The organism is Cognatishimia maritima (assembly GCF_900129685.1).
Lineage (GTDB): Bacteria > Pseudomonadota > Alphaproteobacteria > Rhodobacterales > Rhodobacteraceae > Cognatishimia > Cognatishimia maritima.
The window spans coordinates 187,582-206,564 of the sequence record NZ_FQWM01000002.1 but is presented as its reverse complement, the minus strand read 5'-3'; the positions used below and the strand labels follow the sequence as shown (position 1 = coordinate 206,564).

The 18,983-nt window shown below is 57.4% G+C and carries 17 protein-coding genes; 7 read left to right on the top strand and 10 right to left on the bottom strand.

Annotated features, from left to right (window positions below; genetic code table 11):
* Positions 1–3 precede the first annotated feature (3 nt).
* From BUA39_RS06380 to galU, 4 genes are all read left to right on the top strand, one after another.
* Entirely contained in the window at positions 4–2,142 is a 2,139-nt protein-coding gene (locus BUA39_RS06380; protein ID WP_072792051.1) for a GumC family protein, read from the top strand.
* 157 nt (positions 2,143–2,299) lie between these two features.
* Positions 2,300–2,992: a sugar transferase gene (locus tag BUA39_RS06375; RefSeq protein ID WP_084604775.1), complete on the top strand. Its 693-nt coding sequence runs from the start codon at positions 2,300–2,302 to the stop codon at positions 2,990–2,992.
* Entirely contained in the window at positions 2,989–3,915 is a 927-nt protein-coding gene (locus BUA39_RS06370; RefSeq protein WP_072792050.1) for a glycosyltransferase family 2 protein, read from the top strand. The genes BUA39_RS06375 and BUA39_RS06370 overlap by 4 nt, the downstream gene beginning before the upstream one ends.
* Positions 3,916–4,070: 155 nt before the next feature.
* Positions 4,071–4,964 (top strand): UTP--glucose-1-phosphate uridylyltransferase GalU, encoded by an 894-nt coding sequence (galU, locus tag BUA39_RS06365; RefSeq protein WP_072792048.1) that lies wholly within the window; start codon positions 4,071–4,073, stop codon positions 4,962–4,964.
* A 60-nt stretch (positions 4,965–5,024) separates the two neighbouring features.
* On the opposite strand, the gene BUA39_RS06360 is transcribed toward galU, so the two are convergent.
* The 5 genes from BUA39_RS06360 to BUA39_RS06340 form a co-directional block, all read right to left on the bottom strand.
* Complete coding sequence (locus tag BUA39_RS06360; protein WP_072792047.1) at positions 5,025–6,164, bottom strand: Gfo/Idh/MocA family protein; 1,140 nt, start codon at positions 6,162–6,164, stop codon at positions 5,025–5,027.
* A gap of 16 nt (positions 6,165–6,180) precedes the next feature.
* Positions 6,181–7,269 (bottom strand): ABC transporter ATP-binding protein, encoded by a 1,089-nt coding sequence (locus tag BUA39_RS06355; protein WP_072792045.1) that lies wholly within the window; start codon positions 7,267–7,269, stop codon positions 6,181–6,183.
* Between the two features lie 4 nt (positions 7,270–7,273).
* Positions 7,274–8,179, bottom strand: coding sequence for a carbohydrate ABC transporter permease (locus BUA39_RS06350; protein ID WP_072792044.1), 906 nt, complete (start codon positions 8,177–8,179; stop codon positions 7,274–7,276).
* Positions 8,176–9,105, bottom strand: coding sequence for a carbohydrate ABC transporter permease (locus BUA39_RS06345; RefSeq protein WP_072792697.1), 930 nt, complete (start codon positions 9,103–9,105; stop codon positions 8,176–8,178). The genes BUA39_RS06350 and BUA39_RS06345 overlap by 4 nt, the downstream gene beginning before the upstream one ends.
* Before the next feature lie 94 nt (positions 9,106–9,199).
* Positions 9,200–10,432 (bottom strand): ABC transporter substrate-binding protein, encoded by a 1,233-nt coding sequence (locus tag BUA39_RS06340; protein ID WP_110721823.1) that lies wholly within the window; start codon positions 10,430–10,432, stop codon positions 9,200–9,202.
* A 181-nt stretch (positions 10,433–10,613) separates the two neighbouring features.
* On the opposite strand from BUA39_RS06340, the gene BUA39_RS06335 reads away from it, so the two are divergent.
* A complete protein-coding gene (locus BUA39_RS06335; RefSeq protein ID WP_072792041.1) occupies positions 10,614–11,675 on the top strand; it encodes a LacI family DNA-binding transcriptional regulator in 1,062 nt (353 codons plus the stop codon).
* Here the strand turns inward: BUA39_RS06335 and BUA39_RS06330 are convergent.
* From BUA39_RS06330 to BUA39_RS06320, 3 genes are read right to left on the bottom strand one after another with little or no spacing between them, the layout of a single operon-like run.
* Positions 11,645–12,703 (bottom strand): sugar phosphate isomerase/epimerase family protein, encoded by a 1,059-nt coding sequence (locus BUA39_RS06330; protein ID WP_072792039.1) that lies wholly within the window; start codon positions 12,701–12,703, stop codon positions 11,645–11,647. The genes BUA39_RS06335 and BUA39_RS06330 overlap by 31 nt on opposite strands.
* Before the next feature lie 9 nt (positions 12,704–12,712).
* Positions 12,713–13,837: a Gfo/Idh/MocA family protein gene (locus BUA39_RS06325; protein ID WP_072792037.1), complete on the bottom strand. Its 1,125-nt coding sequence runs from the start codon at positions 13,835–13,837 to the stop codon at positions 12,713–12,715.
* Positions 13,830–14,594, bottom strand: a complete 765-nt coding sequence (locus BUA39_RS06320; protein WP_072792036.1) for a sugar phosphate isomerase/epimerase family protein — start codon at positions 14,592–14,594, stop codon at positions 13,830–13,832. Before BUA39_RS06320 ends, BUA39_RS06325 begins: the two co-directional genes overlap by 8 nt.
* A 273-nt stretch (positions 14,595–14,867) precedes the next feature.
* Here BUA39_RS06320 and BUA39_RS06315 point away from each other — a divergent pair, with 273 nt between their 5' ends.
* On the top strand, positions 14,868–15,788 hold the full coding sequence (locus tag BUA39_RS06315) for a lysophospholipid acyltransferase family protein (RefSeq protein WP_072792695.1): 921 nt from the start codon (positions 14,868–14,870) through the stop codon (positions 15,786–15,788).
* Here BUA39_RS06315 and BUA39_RS06310 read toward each other — a convergent pair.
* Entirely contained in the window at positions 15,777–16,472 is a 696-nt protein-coding gene (locus BUA39_RS06310; protein WP_072792034.1) for a tyrosine-protein phosphatase, read from the bottom strand. The two genes, BUA39_RS06315 and BUA39_RS06310, sit on opposite strands and share 12 nt — an antisense overlap.
* Positions 16,473–16,663: 191 nt before the next feature.
* Between BUA39_RS06310 and BUA39_RS06305 the strand changes: the two genes are divergently transcribed.
* Positions 16,664–17,950 (top strand): 3-deoxy-D-manno-octulosonic acid transferase, encoded by a 1,287-nt coding sequence (locus tag BUA39_RS06305; RefSeq protein ID WP_165610489.1) that lies wholly within the window; start codon positions 16,664–16,666, stop codon positions 17,948–17,950.
* A gap of 6 nt (positions 17,951–17,956) precedes the next feature.
* Here the strand turns inward: BUA39_RS06305 and BUA39_RS06300 are convergent, their stop codons facing one another.
* Positions 17,957–18,967 carry a LacI family DNA-binding transcriptional regulator gene (locus BUA39_RS06300; RefSeq protein WP_072792033.1) on the bottom strand — a complete coding sequence of 337 codons (1,011 nt, stop codon included), beginning with the start codon at positions 18,965–18,967 and terminating at the stop codon, positions 17,957–17,959.
* Between the last annotated feature and the right edge of the window lie 16 nt (positions 18,968–18,983).

Below are 18,983 nucleotides of genomic sequence, written 5' to 3'. Positions count from 1 at the left end.
CATGTGACCGAATTTAACAGTGTCAGAACCGAAGTTGCGCCCAAGCAGCGGGCAGAGCGCGCTGCCCCTGCGCCCTATTGGGACGTGCGGGACTTTGATCGTCCTGATCTGCGGCAAGCGCTCAGCGTTGTGCGGCGCCGGGTCTGGCACGTTTTGGCCTGTGGGTTCTTTATCGGGTTGGCGTTTTTCACCTACACCGCGCGTCTTGCCCCGTCTTATACGGCCGAAGCGATTGTGCTGCTTGACCCGCGGGATTATCGCCTTCTGCCGGGGCAGCAGGAGCTGGTGCCGCACCTCAGTTTGAGCAGCGCAACGATTGAAAGCGAACTGGCGCTTTTGCGTTCTGCAGGGCTGATGGCGCAGGTGGTAGAGCGGCTTGGCGAGGACCAATTGGCGGCGTTTGCCCCGCAGCCGACCCGTAGGGTGCTGTTGTCACTCTTAGCAGATACCTCGAACGCGGCGACTGAAGATAGGGATTTGGAAATCCGGACCCGCCACCTTGCCTGGGCCTTGATGGAGCGCACGCAGGTGCGCCGGATTGATCAATCCTATGCCATCGGGGTGGCGGTCACGACAGGGCAACCCGAGCTTTCGGCGTCCATCGCAAATGCATTGTCAGCGGCCTATCTTTCTCGTCAGCTTTCGGATCGCAAAGCGGTTGCCACAGCGGCGCGTCAGGCGCTGCACACCCAGATCGACGCCACACGCACGGCGTTGATCCGCGCTGAATCTCAAGTTGCGTTGCTTCGGCAGGTGCAATTGGAACGGGCGGGCGCGACCGAGGCCATTTTGGATCAACAGTTGCTGGAACTGAACAGTGCGTTGGCGCAGACCGCATCGGAGATCACCGCAGCAAAGGCAGAGATCGCGACTTTGACTGTTCAGCGTGGGACCGGTGCAGATGCCGCCCTTTTGATACCGCCTGATCTGGGAACAGAGGCACTCTATCGGTTGCTAGAGCGGCGCGGAGATATCGAAGAAAACGTGGCGCGACTGTCGGTGACATTTGGGGTCAAACACCCCGAACGGCAGCGGTTGGCGGATGACGTGGTGCGGCTGAAGACGCGGATCGAGGAGGAATTGGAGACCATCTTGGCCGCGCGCCAAAGTGGGTTGCGGACGTTGCAGCAACAGGAAGATGCGTTGCGTGCGGATGTGGTTCAACGCGAGGCGCAGCTATTGGACCTCGCCAGCGCATCACGCGATTTGCGGCGGGCGGAGGTTGAGGCAGAGGTCACACGGGAAAGCTATCAACGGCTGGTCAATCGACAGAGCGAAATCGCCGTCGAAGCCGAGATGCAGACCGCCGATGCGCGTATCATCAACATGGCCACGCCACCCGTTGGCCCAAGCGCGCCGCGTCCGAAATTGATGGGGTTCTTTGGGGCCAGTCTTGGGTTGTCGATTGGGCTGGCATCAGTTCTGGTGCTGGAAGCCTTTGGATCAGGATTTGCCAGCCGTGCGGCACTGGAACGGGCGACGGGTTTGCCGGTTTTGGCGGAGGTGCCCGATTTGGTCTTTGATGATAACGCAGATCTGGCGGCGCAAATGGCGCGGCCTTCGGGCAGTGCGTTGACGCAAAATATCGCAGGGCTGTTGATGCAGTTAGAGATAGAGGCGTTTGAAGGTACGCGCGCAGTCGCGATTGTCGGTAACCCTGCGGCAGAGGGACTTTCGTCTTTGACTGCAGCATTGGCGCAATATTCAGCGCAAAGGGGTCGTCGCAGCATCCTTGTGGATATGACGCATTCACCAGCGGCTACGTTGCTGCCCGACGGTCGGGGCACGCGAGACGCGGCCAATATTGACATAACTGATCAAATAGAGACCCCCTCGGATTTGGAATTTGATGTCTTGAACCTCTCTCAGGATGTGTCGCGAATTTCGCCAGAGGATATGACGTCGATCCTGCAACAGCTCAAAACGCGCTATGATCTTGTCATCCTTCAGGCAGGTCCATGCGATACGGCATGTGGGTCGCTACGTGCTGCCTTCGGGGCAGATCAGTTGCTGTACGTTGTTGGGAAACACGCCACCGCCCGCGCAGATGTATTGCAAGCTTTGCAGTTGATGCAAAGGTTTGCCACGCGCCCGGATGGTCTGGTCTTCTTTGGGGCCGAAGATCTCCGCGCGATGGTTTAGGCGCGTTCAGCCCAAAAATCTGCGGCGCGGTTAGGCCGCCGTTAACTACATAAAATTTATCATAAATCCATAGAATCAACACTGCGCAACGCCTGTTTTTGGGTGGGTGTGGCGGCTGACTTTCTGCTGTTTTTCTAGCGAATTTACGGAGGGCCACATGGGCGATCTCAGCACGGCATTGAACTCCAAAGTCACAACCGATGCGGGTGGTTGGCGGCCTGTCAAAGCACTGCCGCCCCTACAATATGCACCGACTGTGAAGCGTGGCTTTGATTTTTTGCTGGCGCTGCTGCTTTTGCCCGCAATCGTCCCAGTGATTTTGTGCCTTGTGCTTTGGATGCGTCTTGATGGTGGACCGGGTCTTTTTGGCCATCTGCGCATTGGCAAAGATGGCCGTCCGTTCCGATGCTGGAAAATTCGCACAATGGTACCTGACGCTGATCAAGTGCTGGCAGAATTGTTGCGAAGTGACCCGCTTATGTGCGCCGAATGGGCCGCAGATCAAAAACTGCGTCAAGACCCAAGGGTCACGCCGCTGGGGGCCTTGTTGCGACGCACCAGTTTGGATGAGTTGCCGCAGATATGGAACGTTTTGGTCGGGGATATGAGTCTTGTTGGCCCTCGCCCCGTGACCAAAGACGAGTTGGCCCGCTATGGCGCGGTGAAACATTCCTATTTGTCGGTGCGTCCGGGTATAACCGGGCTATGGCAGGTCTCTGGTCGCAACGGCGTTGGCTATTCTGCGCGCGTCGCGCTGGATGAGGTCTATTGCGCTGACGTGACTTTCAAACAGGATTTGAAAATCCTGCTGAAAACCGCTGGCGTCGTCCTAAGGTGCACCGGGCAATGACGGAAAAAAGCGACGTTAAGATCGCCGTTGTCATCTGCACGATTGGGCGACCTGCGGTTTTGGCAGAAACCCTGAAATGGCTTGCGCGCCAAACCCGGCCAGCGAACCGTCTGGTGATCGTCGCGCATTCAGATGCAGACCTACCAAATCCTGACGTGCTCGGGTGTTACCCGCAGCTTCAGGTGATCCTCAGCGAAAAGGGCCTCACCCGGCAACGCAATCGCGGATTAGAGGCTGTCGAGAAGGACGCCGATATCGTCTTTTTTATGGATGATGACTATTGGCCGGTGGCAACGGCACTGGCAGCGCTCGAAGATGTCTTTCAGTCGCATCCGGATGTAACCGGTGTGACCGGCGCGCTTTTGGCGGACGGGATTGGCGATGGCGGCGTGCCCCCTGAACGCGCTGAAGCGCTGATAAGGCAAAGCGAATCGGACTGCCAACGCATGTTGCGGGCCAGAGATCGCGAGGTTCCGTCGCTTTACGGCTGCAATATGGCTTACCGCACCAGTGCGATACGCGGCTTGAGATTTGATGAGACGCTCCCGCTCTACGGCTGGCAGGAAGACGTCGATTTCTCGCGTCGCGTGCCTGGACGAAAAATGCAGGCGGGGGCCTTGGATGGTGTTCATCTTGGCACCATAACCGGGCGAGAGACACAAGGCACCGCATTAGGATACAGTCAGGTCGCCAATGTGGCTTACCTCATACGCAAGGGGTCGGTGGACCCGGTTTCCGGACTTGGGCAGGTTTTGAGAAACGTTTTGGCAAATCATGCTCGGATATTCTGGCCAGAACCTTGGATTGATCGACGCGCACGGGCACGTGGGAATTGGCGTGGAATGGTCGATTTGGTGCGCGGAAAATGTCATCCCGAGCACGTACAGCGTTACATCAAGCCCGTATACTTACCGCTGAAATAGACCCTACTGGGGATTCTTGCTTGCATTCAACTTTACAAACACGCCACATGGTCATGATTTGAAACTGAGTGTATTGTAAGACATAGATGCCCTACATTGGTTTGGGTTACAGTTGTCACGATTGAAGACGAATAAGTTCTGGAGCATCGCAGAAGATGAAGACCAAAGTAACAAAAGCGATTTTTCCGGTCGCCGGGCTAGGCACGCGGTTTTTGCCTGCGACGAAATCGGTTCCCAAGGAAATCATGACTTTGGTGGACCGGCCTTTGATCCAATACGCCATCGACGAAGCGCGCGCGGCAGGCATCACTGAATTTATCTTTGTTACGTCTCGCGGCAAGGGCGCATTGGAGGACTACTTTGATTGCGCACCAGAGCTTGAGGCCGCGCTTGAGGCCAAAGGCAAAGACGATCTTTTGAAAATTCTGGAAGACACGAATATGGAGTCTGGGGCCGTGGCCTATGTGCGTCAGCACAAGGCGATGGGACTGGGGCACGCGGTTTGGTGCGCGCGGCGTTTGGTTGCGGATGAGCCAGTGGCCGTATTGCTGCCAGACGATGTGATCGCAGCCGACACACCATGCTTGAAACAAATGGTTGAAGCCTATGAGCATGTCGGTGGCAATATGGTTGCCGCGATGGAAGTGCCTGCTGAAAAAACCTCGTCCTACGGCGTTCTGGACGTTGCCGAGGAGATGGGCAGTGTCGTATCTGTCAAAGGGATGGTTGAAAAGCCAAAACCGGGCACCGCGCCGTCCAATTTGGCGGTGATTGGCCGTTACATTCTTGCGCCACAGGTTCTGGACAATCTGGACCGAACCCAAGCAGGTGCAGGCGGAGAAATTCAACTGACCGACGCCATCGCCTCAGAAATTGCGGCGAATAACAATGTCTATGGCTATCGCTTCCGCGGGCAGAGATTTGACTGCGGATCCAAAGCAGGTTTCCTGCAGGCGACCGTGGCCTTTGGTCTGGCGCGTGATGATCTGCGGCATGAGCTTGAGCAGTTCTTGTTTGATCTTGCTGCTGCCCGGCAGGCCGCAGAGTAAGGGCCTCACTGAATTCATTTGTCAGTTTTGATAGAACCGGCGTCATCGCGGACGCCGGTTTTAAACGTCCGCGAGCCTTGTCCACGCGCCATTGTTTTCCGATGACTGCACGCAGGCCTGAATGAACCGCATGCCGTCTAGTCCATCTTCGAGGCTGACAAGGTTTTCTACAGGAATAGATTTATTGTCTTGCTGCGCACGGATGGCTGCAGCGGCGTCGCGATAGAGGTTTGCAAATCCTTCCAGATACCCTTCCGGGTGCCCGGCGGGCACACGCGCCGCCGCGTGGTTTGAGTCATTTGCCACAGCCCCACCACGAGTCAGAATTTGTTTGGCTTCTCCGAAGCGGGTGAATGTCATCACATTCGGGTTTTCCTGCGCCCAATCAAGCCCTGCCTTGCTGCCGTAAATCCGCAAACGCAATCCGTTTTCATTGCCAACCGCAACTTGACTGGCCCATAGGCTGCCGCGGGCGCTGCCAGCAAACCGCAGCTTGGCCTGCACGTTATCATCCAGCGCCCGCCCAGGGACAAAGCTGGTCAGTTCGGCAGAGAGGCTCTCGACCGTCAGGCCCGAGACGAAACGGGCAATGTTATAGGCGTGGGTACCGATGTCCCCGACACAGCCGCCTGCGCCGGACCGGGCCGGGTCGGTGCGCCAGTCAGCTTGTTTGTTGCTGACCTCCTCGGTCAACCAGTCCTGCGCGTATTCGACCTGCACAAGGCGAATGTCTCCCAGATCGCCTGCCTTGACCATGTCGCGCGCCTGCCGGATCAGCGGATAGCCCGTGTAGTTGTGGGTCAGGAAAAACTGAGCTGTTGAGGCCTGCGCGGCTTTGGCAATTTCCGCCGCTTGTTCAAGTGTTGCGGTCAGCGGCTTGTCGCAGATGACATGAATATTCTGACGTAGAAACGCAATGCAGGGTGCTGCGTGCATGTGGTTTGGGGTGACAATGGCTACGGCGTCGATCCCGTCTGGGCGCGCCGCCTCAGTCTTGGCCATGTCTTCAAAAGAGGCGTAGCTGCGATCTGGTGCTAGGCCAAGGTCGCGGGCTGAGGCCATAGCGCGTGCTGGATCGGAACTAAGCGCACCCGCCACCAACTCCCATTCGCCATCAAGGCGGGCCGCCATCCGGTGCACATCCCCGATGAACGCCCCTTGGCCGCCGCCGACCATGCCCAATCTTAGTTTACGGGTCATTCTGTTGGTCCCTCGCTCACAGCCGCTCTTCGGTGGTTGTATCAAACAGATGCGCTTGAGTGGCGCTAAAACCGATTGGGATCATCTCTCCGATTTTGACCTGCGCTTGCCCATCCATGCGCACCCACATGTGTTGATCGCCGACCGTGACCCGCGTCAGGGTATCAGAGCCAAGCGGTTCGACAAATTCGACACGTCCCTCTAGCTGGATCGGTTTATTGGCTGCCTCATCGCCGGTCGCCATATGCTCTGGCCGGATGCCCAGCCAGGCGGGACCATCTGGCGATGGGGTGGTGAAGTCATAGCCGTCCAAAGAATGGGTCCCGAGCGCGGAGTCAAATTTGCCGCCATGAACAGAGCCTTCGATAAAGTTCATGGTGGGTGACCCAATGAAAGTCGCCACGTATTTATTTGCCGGGTGGTTGTAGATTTCATAAGGGCTAGCGAATTGCAGGACATTGCCGTTCAGCATGATCGCGATCCGGTCGGCGAGGGTCATCGCCTCGATCTGGTCGTGGGTCACGTAGATCATCGTGTTGCCAAGTTGCTGGTGCAGCTGCTTGATCTCGACCCGCAGATCGGCACGCAGTTTGGCGTCGAGGTTGGACAGAGGTTCGTCAAACAGAAACACGTCGACGTCACGCACCAGGGCCCGGCCAATGGCCACGCGCTGGCGTTGCCCGCCTGACAGCGCGGCGGGTTTGCGTTTCAGAAGCGGTTCGATTTGCAAAATCTTAGCGGCTTTCTCGACACGTGCGGCGATCTCGTCCTTGGGCACGCGGGCATTGCGCAAGCCGAAGGTCAGGTTTCCCTCGACCGTCATCTGCGGGTAGAGCGCATAGGATTGGAACACCATGCCTATCCCGCGCTGCGAGGGTTCCTCCCAAGTAACGTTTTTGCCCGAGATATGAATTTCGCCGTCGCTGACATCCAAGAGACCTGCGATGCAATTCAAAAGGGTGGATTTCCCACAGCCCGAGGAGCCCAGAAGCACGACAAACTCGCCGTCAGCGATATCGAGATTCAGGTTTTTCAGCACCTCGACCGCGCCAAAGCTGAGGTCGAGGTTTTTGATCGAGATGCTGGGGTTAACGATTTGATCCATGGGTTCAGCCTTTCACCGCGCCAGCCGCAATGCCGCGCACGAAGAGTTTTCCAGAAACGAAGTAGATGACGAGCGGGACCATGCCGGTCAGCAAGGTCGCGGCCATATTGACGTTGTATTCTTTGACGCCCTGCACCGAATTCACGATATTATTCAGTTGCACGGTCATCGGATAGATATCAGGCTTTGTGAAGACGACGCCAAACAAGAAGTCGTTCCAGATGCCGGTGACCTGTAGGATGATCGCAACCACGAAGATCGGTAGCGACATGGGCAGCATGATCTGCACATAGATGCCCCAGAACCCGGCGCCATCCACGCGGGCGGCCTTAAATAGCTCCTCGGGCACGCTGGCGAAATAGTTACGGAACAAAAGCGTCAGGATGGGCATGCCAAAAATGGTATGCACCATGACAAGGCCCGTCAGCGTGCCATAAACGCCGAGTTCGCGCAGAATGATAACGATTGGGTAGAGCATGATCTGATAGGGTATGAAGGCCCCGACGATCAGGATATTGAAGAACAGCTCTGATCCTTTGAAGCGCCAGAAACTAAGCGCATAACCCGACACCGAGGCGACGGCGATGGAGACGACGACGGAAGGGATCAGGATGCGCACCGAGTTCCAGAAGCCACGCGAAAGGCCATCACAATTGATGCCAGTACAGGCCTCGGCCCAGGCTTTGACCCAAGGCTCAAACGTGATCTCGACCGGGGGGGAAAAGATATTGCCCATGCGGACTTCGGTCATGTCTTTAAGCGAGGTCATCACCATCACGTAAAGCGGCAACAGGTAATAGATCGAGACCACAAAAAGCGTGCCGTAGATCATTATATTGGCCGGGGAAAACGCGCGTTTGGGTTTTGGGCCGCGCGGCGTTTTGGCGGGGGATTGGGTTGCGGTGCTCATTTGGCTTTCTTGCCCCCGTATTGCAGGTAGAAGTAGGGGATGAGGATGATGACCACCATCACAAGCATCATGGTCGACGCCGCAAATCCCTGACCAAGGTTCTGGCGTTGGAACAGACTGTCATAGACGTATTTTGCTGGCACATCCGAGGCGATGCCGGGGCCACCCGCAGTCTGCGCAACCACAAGGTCATAGACTTTCACGATCCCAGCAGAGATCAGAACCAGCGCAGTCACAAGCACAGGTTTCATCATCGGCAGAATGATATGCGTGTAGGTTTTTGCGGTGCCAATGCCATCAACCTTGGCGGCTTTCCAAATGTCTTCGGGGATGCCACGCAGACCGGCCAGCATGATGACCATTACAAGGCCGGTGCCTTGCCACAGACCCGCGATCAGAATGCCGTAAATCACGATCTCTGCATTGAAAAGCGGATCGAAGGTGAAACTCTCCCAGCCGAGGCTGCGCACGATTTTCTGCACGCCAAACTCGGGGTTCAAGATCCACTGCCACACAAGGCCTGTCACAATGAAGGACAGCGCGAATGGGTAGAGGAAGATGGTGCGGAAGGTGTCCTCGAAGCGGATTTTACGATCCAGTAGGGTTGCGAGGAAAAAGCCGATGATCATGGTGAAAATCAGCGAGAGAATACCGTAGATCGCGACGTTCTCCACCGCGATCATCCAGCGTTTGGTGCTCCAAAGCCGTTCATATTGGTCAAAGCCAACGAAGTTGGTCTTGGGCAGCAGCCGGGAGTTGGTGAAGGAATAAACGATGGTCCAAACGGAACAGCCAACGAAAATGACCAGAGCAGTCAGGATCATGGGCGTCGCGGCGAGTTTTGCGTTTAGGTTTCGAAAAATCCTGAGCGGTGGTTTTGACGAGGGGGCCGGGGAGGCCTCGCGGGTCGGTGTGGATTGGGACATGTCAGCCATTGGAGCTCTCTGTGCACAGACGATGTGCCACTTTAGACACAAAAAGCCCGACCGAAATAGAATCCGGTCGGGTCCTGTGTGTGGGTTAGTCTGCGCTTGCGATGATGTCGGCGTAACGCGCTTGAGCGTCAGCTGCTGACAAATCGGTCGACCAGAACTCGGTCATCAGATCGTCGATCTGACCTGTTGTATCGGCTGACAGCACTTGGTCGCCACTGATCAGGATGTTGCCCTCGGCGAGGATTTCCAGACCCTTCTTCATGCAGTCATTTGCTGCTGCCAGGTCAACATCGCCCCGCACTGGCAAAGAGCCTTTTTTCAAGTTGAAGGCAACTTGAACGGCCTTGGACATCATCAAAGATGCCAGTTCTTTTTGCGCGGCTTCGATTTCTGGATCGTCGTTCTTAGGGAAATAAAACGCATCGCCACCAGTTGAGATTACCTCTGTGACGCCCAGACCTGGCAAACAGGTGTAGTCTTCGCCAGCAACCTTGCCTGCGACCGCGAATTCACCCTGAGCCCAGTCGCCCATGATTTGACCGCCGGCTTCGCCGTTGATCACCTTGGCTGTTGCCAGGTTCCAGTCGATGACGTTGGTGTCTTTGGAAAACTCGCGCGCCGCGGCTGCTGCTTCAAAGACCTTTGTGTAGGCCGGTCCCGCAGCGACGCTTGCGTCTTTGCCGCTGTTCACTTTCAGCCAGTTTTCTTCGCCTGCCAATGCAACCGCCATTACGCTGAATGCGCCGTTGGCCTGCCAAGCTTGACCGCCAAGTGCCAATGGGATTTTGCCTGCTTCTTGCAGGGCAGGCATCGCCGCCACGTATTCATCCCAGTTGGATGGCACGCCCAAGCCCGCGTCTGCAAAGGCCTGGTTGGAAAGCCACAGCCACTGCCAGGAGTGGATGTTCACAGGAACGCAGTAGACTTTACCATCAACAGTACAGCTTGCCAGCAGGCTGGATGGGTTCACGATGTCTGCCCAGCCTTCGGCTTCGGCCACATCGGTGAGGTCCAGCATCAGGCCCGCTTCGATCAACTCTTCGGTTTGACGGCCATGGTTGAATTGCGTTGCGCCCATGGGGTCGCCGCCAATGATGCGGGAAATCATAATCGGACGCGCGGTGCCGCCGCCGCCAGCGATAGCGCCGTCCACCCATGTGTGATCCGTGTTTTCGTTAAATGCTTTTGCGAACTCTGCAACAGCAGCCGCTTCGCCGCCAGAGGTCCACCAATGGGTCACTTCAAGTTCGACAGCCTGTGCACTGGTCGCCAAACCAAGGGCGGCCGCCGTCGCAAGGAACATGCGTTTCAATTTCATTTCCATCCTCCCAAAGGCGCGATCGGCGCGCCAGGTTCACTCCCGCTACTATCTTGTAATCGATTACATTCGCGGGCAGGGTGGTATGTAATCGATTGCATGAAAGCATTCATCGACTCAGCCCCTCTTGTCAAGACGTTCTTGCGCGGGTAGCGATGAAGAAGACGAGGAGAGACCAAAGATGGCCCCGAAAAACGCACGGATTCAGGATGTTGCCCGCGAGGCAGGGGTGTCGACCGCAACGGTCAGTCGGGCGCTTTCCAACCCTGATATGCTGACCAAATCGACTCGGGAGGCGGTGTTTCAGGCCATTGAGAAGACCGGATACCGGGTGAATCAGGCGGCGCGCAACCTGCGCAAACAGCGCGCGGGCGCGGTGCTGATTCTGGTTCCAAACCTCGCAAACCCGTTTTTCAGCCAGATACTGTCGGGCATCAATTCGGTATTGGCAGAGAGCGAATATTCGGTGCTGATCGCAGACAGCTCTGCTGAACGGCAAAAGGGCAAGCTTGCCGAATATTTCCTCGACTCCCGCGTGGATGGGATGATCAGCCTAGATGGCGACCTTAAACAGGACGAATTGCAGCGCTTTGATCAGGGGGCCGGGAAGGGGCGGATTGTCTTTGCTTGCGAATGGGTGCCGGATGGCAATTACCCGTCCGTTCGTGTTGACAACGCCATGGGCGCGCAATTGGCGGTGCGCCATCTTTATGACCTTGGCCATCGCAAGATCGCCCATGTGACAGGGCCAGAAAGCAATGTTCTGACAAAAGAGCGGCGTGAAGGGATGCTGGCAGAGCGGCAGCGTCTGGGGCTGGAAACCCGGCCAGAATGGATCATACGCGGGGATTTTTCGGTCCGGTCCGGTCAGGACGCGGCCAAGCGCATTTTTGCCATGGAAGATCGCCCAACGGCGGTCTTCTGCGCCTCGGACGAGGTGGCTTTTGGGCTTGTCTCGGGGTTGCGGGCAAAGGGGCTGCGGGTGCCCGAGGATATCTCGGTTGTCGGCTTTGATGATATTGAACTGGCCGAAGTCTTTGTGCCCAGCCTCACAACAGTTCGTCAAGACCGGCATCGCATCGGGGCGCGCGCGGCAGAGATGCTGCTGGCGCGGCTTGGTCCCAACGCCCCAGCGGACCTGAGTTGTGACACCACGCCTGAGGTTCTGGAGGTTGAACTAGTCGCCCGTAGCAGCACGTCGCGGGCGGACCCTCAGGACAGGCCGAGCATACGCCGGATCTGACCTTGGTCGCTCTCGCCTCCGGCGAAATCGTCAAAGGCTTTGTCTGTTACGCGGATGATGTGGTCATTGATAAAGGGAACGCCTTCGGCCGCGCCGTCCTCTGGGTGTTTGAGGCAGCATTCCCATTCCAGAACAGCCCAACGATCATAGCCATGGGTCGCAAGCCGCGAGAACACGCCCCTGAAATCCACTTGCCCGTCCCCTAAAGACCGGAAGCGTCCGGCGCGGTCCGTCCAGCCCGCATAGCCTGAATAAACGCCCTGCCGACCGGTCGGGTTGAATTCAGCGTCTTTCACGTGGAACGCACTGATCCTGTCGTGGTAGATGTCGATAAAATCCAGATAGTCCAGCTGCTGTAGCACAAAGTGGCTTGGGTCATAGTTGATCTGGCATCTCGGGTGATCGTCCAGCGCCTCTAGGAACCGTTCAAAGGTCGCGCCGTCAAAGACATCTTCGCCCGGGTGCAGTTCATAGCCAACATCGACGCCCAGCTCTTCGTAGACATCCAATACCGGTCGCCAGCGGCGGGCGAGTTCAGCGAAAGCCTCTTCGATCAGCCCGGCGGGGCGTTGTGGCCACGGATAGAGGAACGGGAAGGCAAGCGAGCCGGTGAAGCTGACCGAACCATCCAGCCCAAGGTTGCGACTGGCTTTGGCGGCAAGGCGCATCTGGTCATTGGCCCATTCGGTGCGGGCTTTTGGGTTGCCGCGCAAGGCCACTGGCGCAAGCATATCCATCGCCTCATCATAGGCTGGGTGCACGGCCATCAGCTGCCCCTGTGCATGGGTAGAAAGTTCGGTGATTTCCACGCCGTGTTCCGCACAGATGCCCCGAAGTTCGTCGCAATAGTCTTTGCTTTCCGCAGCCTTTGCGAGATCCATCAGCCGACTGTCCCACGAAGGGATCTGCACACCTTTGTAGCCCAAAGAGGCCGCCCATTTCACAATATTCGGCAGAGAGTTGAAGGGCGCGTCGTCGCTGACAAACTGTGCCAGAAAGAGCGCCGGACCTTTCATGGTTTTTGACATGGTCTGCTCCTAATCTTGCGGGGTCATCAACGCTGCAGCTTCATCGGGGCCAAGCGGGGTCGGTCGTGTGCAGCGGGTGGCGATGTCGACAACACGCCCCGTTTCTGCCGCGGCCAAGATGGATGTCATAATGTCGACCACATGCAGGGCAAAGTCGTTAGAGCAGCGATGGGGCCGCCCTTCTGCGATGGCCAGCGCCATATCCGCCAGACCCGCGCCGCGATAGTTTGCCTGCTCCCCGTCGTTCACAACGCTAAACGGGTGGTCCCAAGGTGTCACCTCAGCAGCGTCTTTCCGGCTGGTCACGGTCAGATCGCCCCCAAAGAAATTGGGGTCGGGCAAGTACATTGTGCCTTCGGTACCATAGAGTTCCATGCGCGAATGCCCGTGACTCCAGACATCCCAGCTGGTCAACAGCGTGACGATTGCGCCGCTTTCAAACTCCATGACGGCATGGATCGTGGTGGGCGTGTCGACGGGAATTTCCTCACCCAAGCGGGGGCCATTGCCAATGGTGCGCGTCGCCGATGCGCTGCCTGCGAAGGCGGTGACGCGGGCAACAGGGCCGATCAGCTGCACAAGGTTCGAGATATAATAAGGCCCGATATCCAGAACGGGACCGGCACCCGGTTGAAAGAAGAAGTCCGGGTTCGGATGCCAGTCTTCCATCCCGTGGGATTGAATCACCGCTGTGCCCGAGGTGACTTTGCCGATTTGGCCTTCGTCCACCAAGGCGCGGGCAAATTGGTGGGATCCGCCCATGAAGGTGTCGGGCGCAGAACCGATCTGCAGTCCTTTCTGGTCTGCCAATTCCGCAAGCGCTTGGCCTTCGTCGCGTGTCAGCACAAAGGGCTTTTCGGAATAGACATGTTTGCCCGCCTGCAAAATGCGTTGCGAGACGTCAAAATGCGCCGCTGGGATGGTCAGGTTGATCACAAGGTCAATGGTGTCATTGGACAATAGGTCCTCAACCGATTGGCCCTGCACACCGAACTCTTCGGCCCGCGCCTTGGCCGCATCCAGGTTGATATCGGCCACCGCGCGGATGTCGTAACCTTTGAACATTGGGGCAAGCCGCAGGTAGGCCGCAGAGATATTGCCACATCCAATGATGCCAACGCCAAGATCAGCCATGTGTCGTCTCCCAAATGCTGTGGAATGCCTGCGCAGAGCGCTGCAGGTAGCGGTACGGATCGCTTGGGTTGTCGTGTTCCAGAACAAAAAGCATGTCTGGTTTTGCCGTGCGCACGGTCTGTATGATCCCGGCCCAGTCCGCTGTGCCATCGCCAAGATCGGCCCAGCCGTCTTCATTCGCGTTCTCGCCAGCAGGGGCAAGGTCCTTGACGTGGATCGCTTGGATATTGGCCATGTGATTGCCCAGCCAATCCAGCGGGTCGACCCCGGCGCGTATGACCCAGCCAAGATCGGCTTCCCAAGGCAAGTCAGGTTGCGCATCAAACATGGCTTGCATCGGCAAGGCACCATCTTCCAGCGCTTCAAACTCGAAATCGTGGTTGTGCCAGCCGACTGTCAGGCCATGATCTGCAAACATTTTGCCACGTTCGGCAAGCAGGTCGGCAATCGCTGCATAACCAGACGCGGTTTTCGGGCGCAAAGCGGCATCAAGGTAGGGCGCGAAGACTTTTGTGATACCAAGAAACTTAGAGCGTTCGATAACAGTTTCGGGGGCGTCGCGAATGTCATCCAGCGCAAAATGGGACGAGGGCATGGTTAAGCCGTGTTCGTCCAAGGCGCGCTTGCAGGCGCCTGCATCCGCAATCACGCCGCCATATCCTTCGACGGCTGACACGCCGTAGGCAGCGCAGTCCGCAAAAACGCGGTCCGCATCGGGTGCGTTTCTCATGCTGTAGAGTTGCAACGACAGGGGCATCCGGGCCTCCCTCTTTTCTTAGGTATCTCAAAACACGATCCGATTTCACAGCCCCGCAGTTGGTCTGCAGCGGTTATGAAATCGATTACATATATAGATGATCCGCCTTGCCGCCGGTTGTCAATCCAAAAAGTAATCGATTACATTATTGCCTTCCGCTGAATTTTTTGCGGTTCTTGGGGTCCAGCTAGAAGTCTCGTTTCAAACGGATTTTTGCGCAGTGCGCGTCGTGGTCTTTTCTTTGCGAAAGGCTTCGGCGATAAGTCGGGGGAAATGAGTACGACCAAAACCAAAAAACGCGCAACGATTCTTGAGCGCCTCGAATTCGCGGTGATCCGAACGATTCTGCGCATCATTCACGCGATGCCTTATGAAAGGCGCATCCCCGCCTTGGGCTGGGTGATGCAGCGGGTGATTGCGCCCTTGGCGGGCTACAATCGCCGGGTGGCGGACAACTTGAAACTTGTCGCGCCAGAGATCGACGCAGCAGAGCGCGCGCGGCTGGTGGGGCGCACGGCGAATAATGTTGGGCGTACCTTGGCAGAACTGTTTTCGCCGGTCGATTTCAAGGCGCGCGCGCGCCATGTGCCGCTGGAAGGGCCCGGCGTTGCGGCGCTAGAGGCAGCAAAAGCGGCGGGGCAGCCGATCATCTTTGTGTCGGGGCACTTTGCGAATTACGATGTGATCCGGGCTGCGCTGATTGAGCAGGGCTTTGATGTCGGTGGGCTGTATCGCAAGATGAACAACCCGCTGTTTCACGACTATTACGTCAACAATATCTCGACCATCGGCACGCCGCTGTTTCAGCGCGGCCGCAAAGGGTTGGGGCAGATGCTGCGGCACCTCAAGAAGGGTGGCTGCCTTGCGGCGCTGATTGATGTGCGGGCGGGGAATGGCGAACCGCTGACCTATTTCGGGCATCGCGCCTGGACGGCGACTTCGATGGCGGAAATGGCGGTGAAGTATAATGCGCTGTTTGTCCCGGTCTTTTCGATCCGGCGGCCGGACGGTCTGTCGTTCAAAACCCATATCGATGCCCCGATCCCGGCAGGGGACCCGTCAGAGATGACGCAGGCCTTCAATGATATCCTTGAAGCACAGGTGCGTGAGAATATGGACCAGTGGTTTTGGTTTCACAAACGCTGGAAAGCGATCCCGAAAGCGCAGCTGATCGCGGAAGAATCAGAGCTTTAGCCGTTCCCAAAAAGTCAGCGCTTTGAATTCGGCCTGGGTCTTCTTTGGATCGTATTCCGTGGCAATCCAATCCCGCAGGCTGATCCCGGTTTCAGCCTGACGCTGTCCATAAAGGTGCAGCAGGTAATCCAGCATGCCGGTCTTGGTGAATTTTAGGTGCAGGAACCGGAAGGAGAGCATTTCTTTCGCCTCAGACACGGGTTTGCCCAGAATGTGGATCAAATAGAGTGCCGAGACGAGGCCGGTGCGGTCGGCCCCGGATTTGCAGTGCATCAAGGTGGGCGCGTCAAGCTGTTCCAGCACATCAAGCACTTCTAGCAGCAATTCGGGCGACGCCGCTGCGCGCGCGCGAAGGGGCAGGTCGATCAGCTTCAGGCCAAGTTTTTCGCAGCTTTCGACCTCGAAGTAATAATGCGAGTGATGCGTGGCACCGCGCAGATTCAGGACGGTTTTGATGCCGAGTTTGGCATAGTCTTCAAAGCGCGCGTGATTTGGGTGGTTGCTGCGATAAAGGCCCGGCGCGATTTCCGCGAAATTGTGCCAGCGGTAGCGCAGGATGCCGTGATCGACCCAGTCCATGTAGTATTGCGAGCGTTTGCGTTCTTCGGCGTCGACAATGTCATGGGAAAACCGGGCACGATACTTGCGTTCCCGATCTTTCATCCACCGCATGAAAGCGCCCATGATCTGCTCCAACCTTGCAAACTGGCTGCATGATCGCAGACCCGTCCCGCCCATATAGGGTAGTCGCACTGTGCGTTCCACCGCCAACTTTAAGGGGCCTTTGCGTCACGCAGGGTGTTCGGGGGGATATGTGCGCTCGACAGATTGGGTTCTGACGGGTAAGGGCATGCCAGTTTCTGCGGATTGGACGTGTGGGTTTGGACGGCGGCTCTAAGATACTGACAGCCTATTTGGCGCTGACACGGGCGATCGACCCGGTCTATCGCATTGCCGTGGCACGCCGTCGGCGGCGCGGGAAAGAGCATGCGACGCGTCATCAAGAGCGGTTTGGGATCACACAGGTCGTCCGCCCCGAAGGGTCTGTTATCTGGATGCATGCGGCGAGCGTGGGGGAAACCCAGTCGCTGCTGGGGCTGATCCCCGCAATCTTGGCGCAGCGACCCGATGTTTCGATTGTGCTGACCAGCGGAACGGTGACCTCCGCTGCGCTGCTGGAACGGGATCTGCCAGATCGGGCGATCCATCAGTTTTCGCCGGTGGACACGCCTGCCGCCATCCGGCGCTTTCTGAAGCATTGGAAACCGGACGTGGCTGTTTGGGTAGAAAGCGAGCTATGGCCGCGCATGATGGTGGAAACCAAGCGGCGCGGCATACCGATGATGCTTTTGAATGCGCGCGTGTCGATGCGCAGCTTGCAGCGCTGGAGTTTTGCGCGCCGCGCGGCGACAAAATTGTTCCAGATGTTTGACCGAATTTTGGTGCAGGATCAGGCGACTTTTGGGCTGTTGGGCGAATTGAACATCCCAGAGGAAAAGCGCCGTTTGACCGGGTCCTTGAAAGCGGAATTGGCCCCAGCCTTGCCAGCAGCAGAGGACGCGGCGGAGATCTTGCGGGCGTTGGATGCGCGACCTGTTTGGGTTGCGGCCTCGACACATGTTGGCGAGGATGAGATCATCCTGCAGGCCCACAAATTGCTGCCAAAGGGCACCTTGTTGGTTCTGGTGCCTCGACACCCGGATCGTGGGCGTGACGTCAAAGACTTGGCTTCGGGCATGTCTTTTGGTGTGGCGCGACGCTCTGCCGGGCAGCAAATCCGTTCCGAGACAGAGGTTTATGTCGCGGATACCATGGGCGAACTGGGGCTGTGGTATCGTGCGGCGCCGGTCAGTTTTGTGGGCGGGTCTTTGGTGTCGATTGGCGGGCACAATCCGTATGAACCGATCCTTTTGGGTTCAAACGTGGTTCACGGGCCGCATGTCGGCAATTTCGCTGACATCTACGCGACACTTCGTCAGGCCGGCGGTTGTCTGGAAGTCGATAGTGCCGAGTCTTTGGCCGAGGTGATCAAGCCTTTGTTGGTGCGCACCTCTGGTGCAGACATGCTGGAGCGTGCAACAGCAGCGCTTGGGTCCGCGCAATCCACCACCGAACTTGTGTGCGATGAGGTCTGCGCCTTGCTGCCGGACATTGCGAACTAACGCGGATTAATCAGACAGTCTCGCCACGGATTCGCGTACGACCATACGTGGCTCAAGCCGATGCGCCTTTGGCACCGTGCCGTTTTCCAACCATTGCGCAATGGCCATTCCTGCAGCGGTTCCCATGCGTTTCACCGGAAGGTGCACGGTCGATAGGGGCGGGAAAGTGTGTGCCGCGATCGGGAGGTCATCCATCCCAAGCAAAGAGAATGTTCCGGGCACAGCCATCCCCAGACGTTGCAGTTTTTGCAACACGCCGATGGCTAAAACGTCGGACATACAGGCAATGGCGGTTGGTCGTTCGGTTTGAGACAGAATCTGATCAAGGGCGCGCGCGGCACCTTCGAAGGAAAGCGGAACTTCGTGGAATTCAATGGATACACCGGTGACGCTGCGCGCGCCTTCGATGCGCGCGCGGGTTCGGTCATTGCTGGCCACGGGGCCATGCACCACTGCGACCTTCCGGTGCCCTTGGTCCTTAAGGTACTGAATGCCCATTTCGGCAGCGTCGATATTGTCATAGCCGATGGTGGGCAGGGGGCCCTCTGGGTCAAAGAATGACGTGGCCAATGTCGGAAAAGAGGTGCTTTCGATCAGATCGAAGAGTTCAGGGGCATGGGCGACACCCGACAGGATCAAACCCTCTGCCCCGATATTGATCAATGAACGCGCCTTGTCGACTTCAAGCTGCGGGTCTTCGCCGGTCGTTGAGACAACAAGCGATAGCCCCTGCGCGGCAAGGGTTGATTCCAACGCGGATAGGAAGCTGGCAAAAATCGCGTTGTCCAATGTTGGCACCAATGCGCCAACGAATCGCGTGCGTCCGCTGTTGATCGCGCGCGCGGCTGCGCTGGGCATGAACTTAAGGTCTGCAATCACACGTTGCACGTTTTCGCGCGTTTTCGGCGCTACCGTGTCTGGTGTGTTCAAAACGCGAGAGACCGTTGCGACAGAAACGCCAGCGGCTTTGGCAACATCCCGTAGGTTTGCTCTTTTTTTATCGCTAACGTCACGCATAACGCCAGCAATAGCC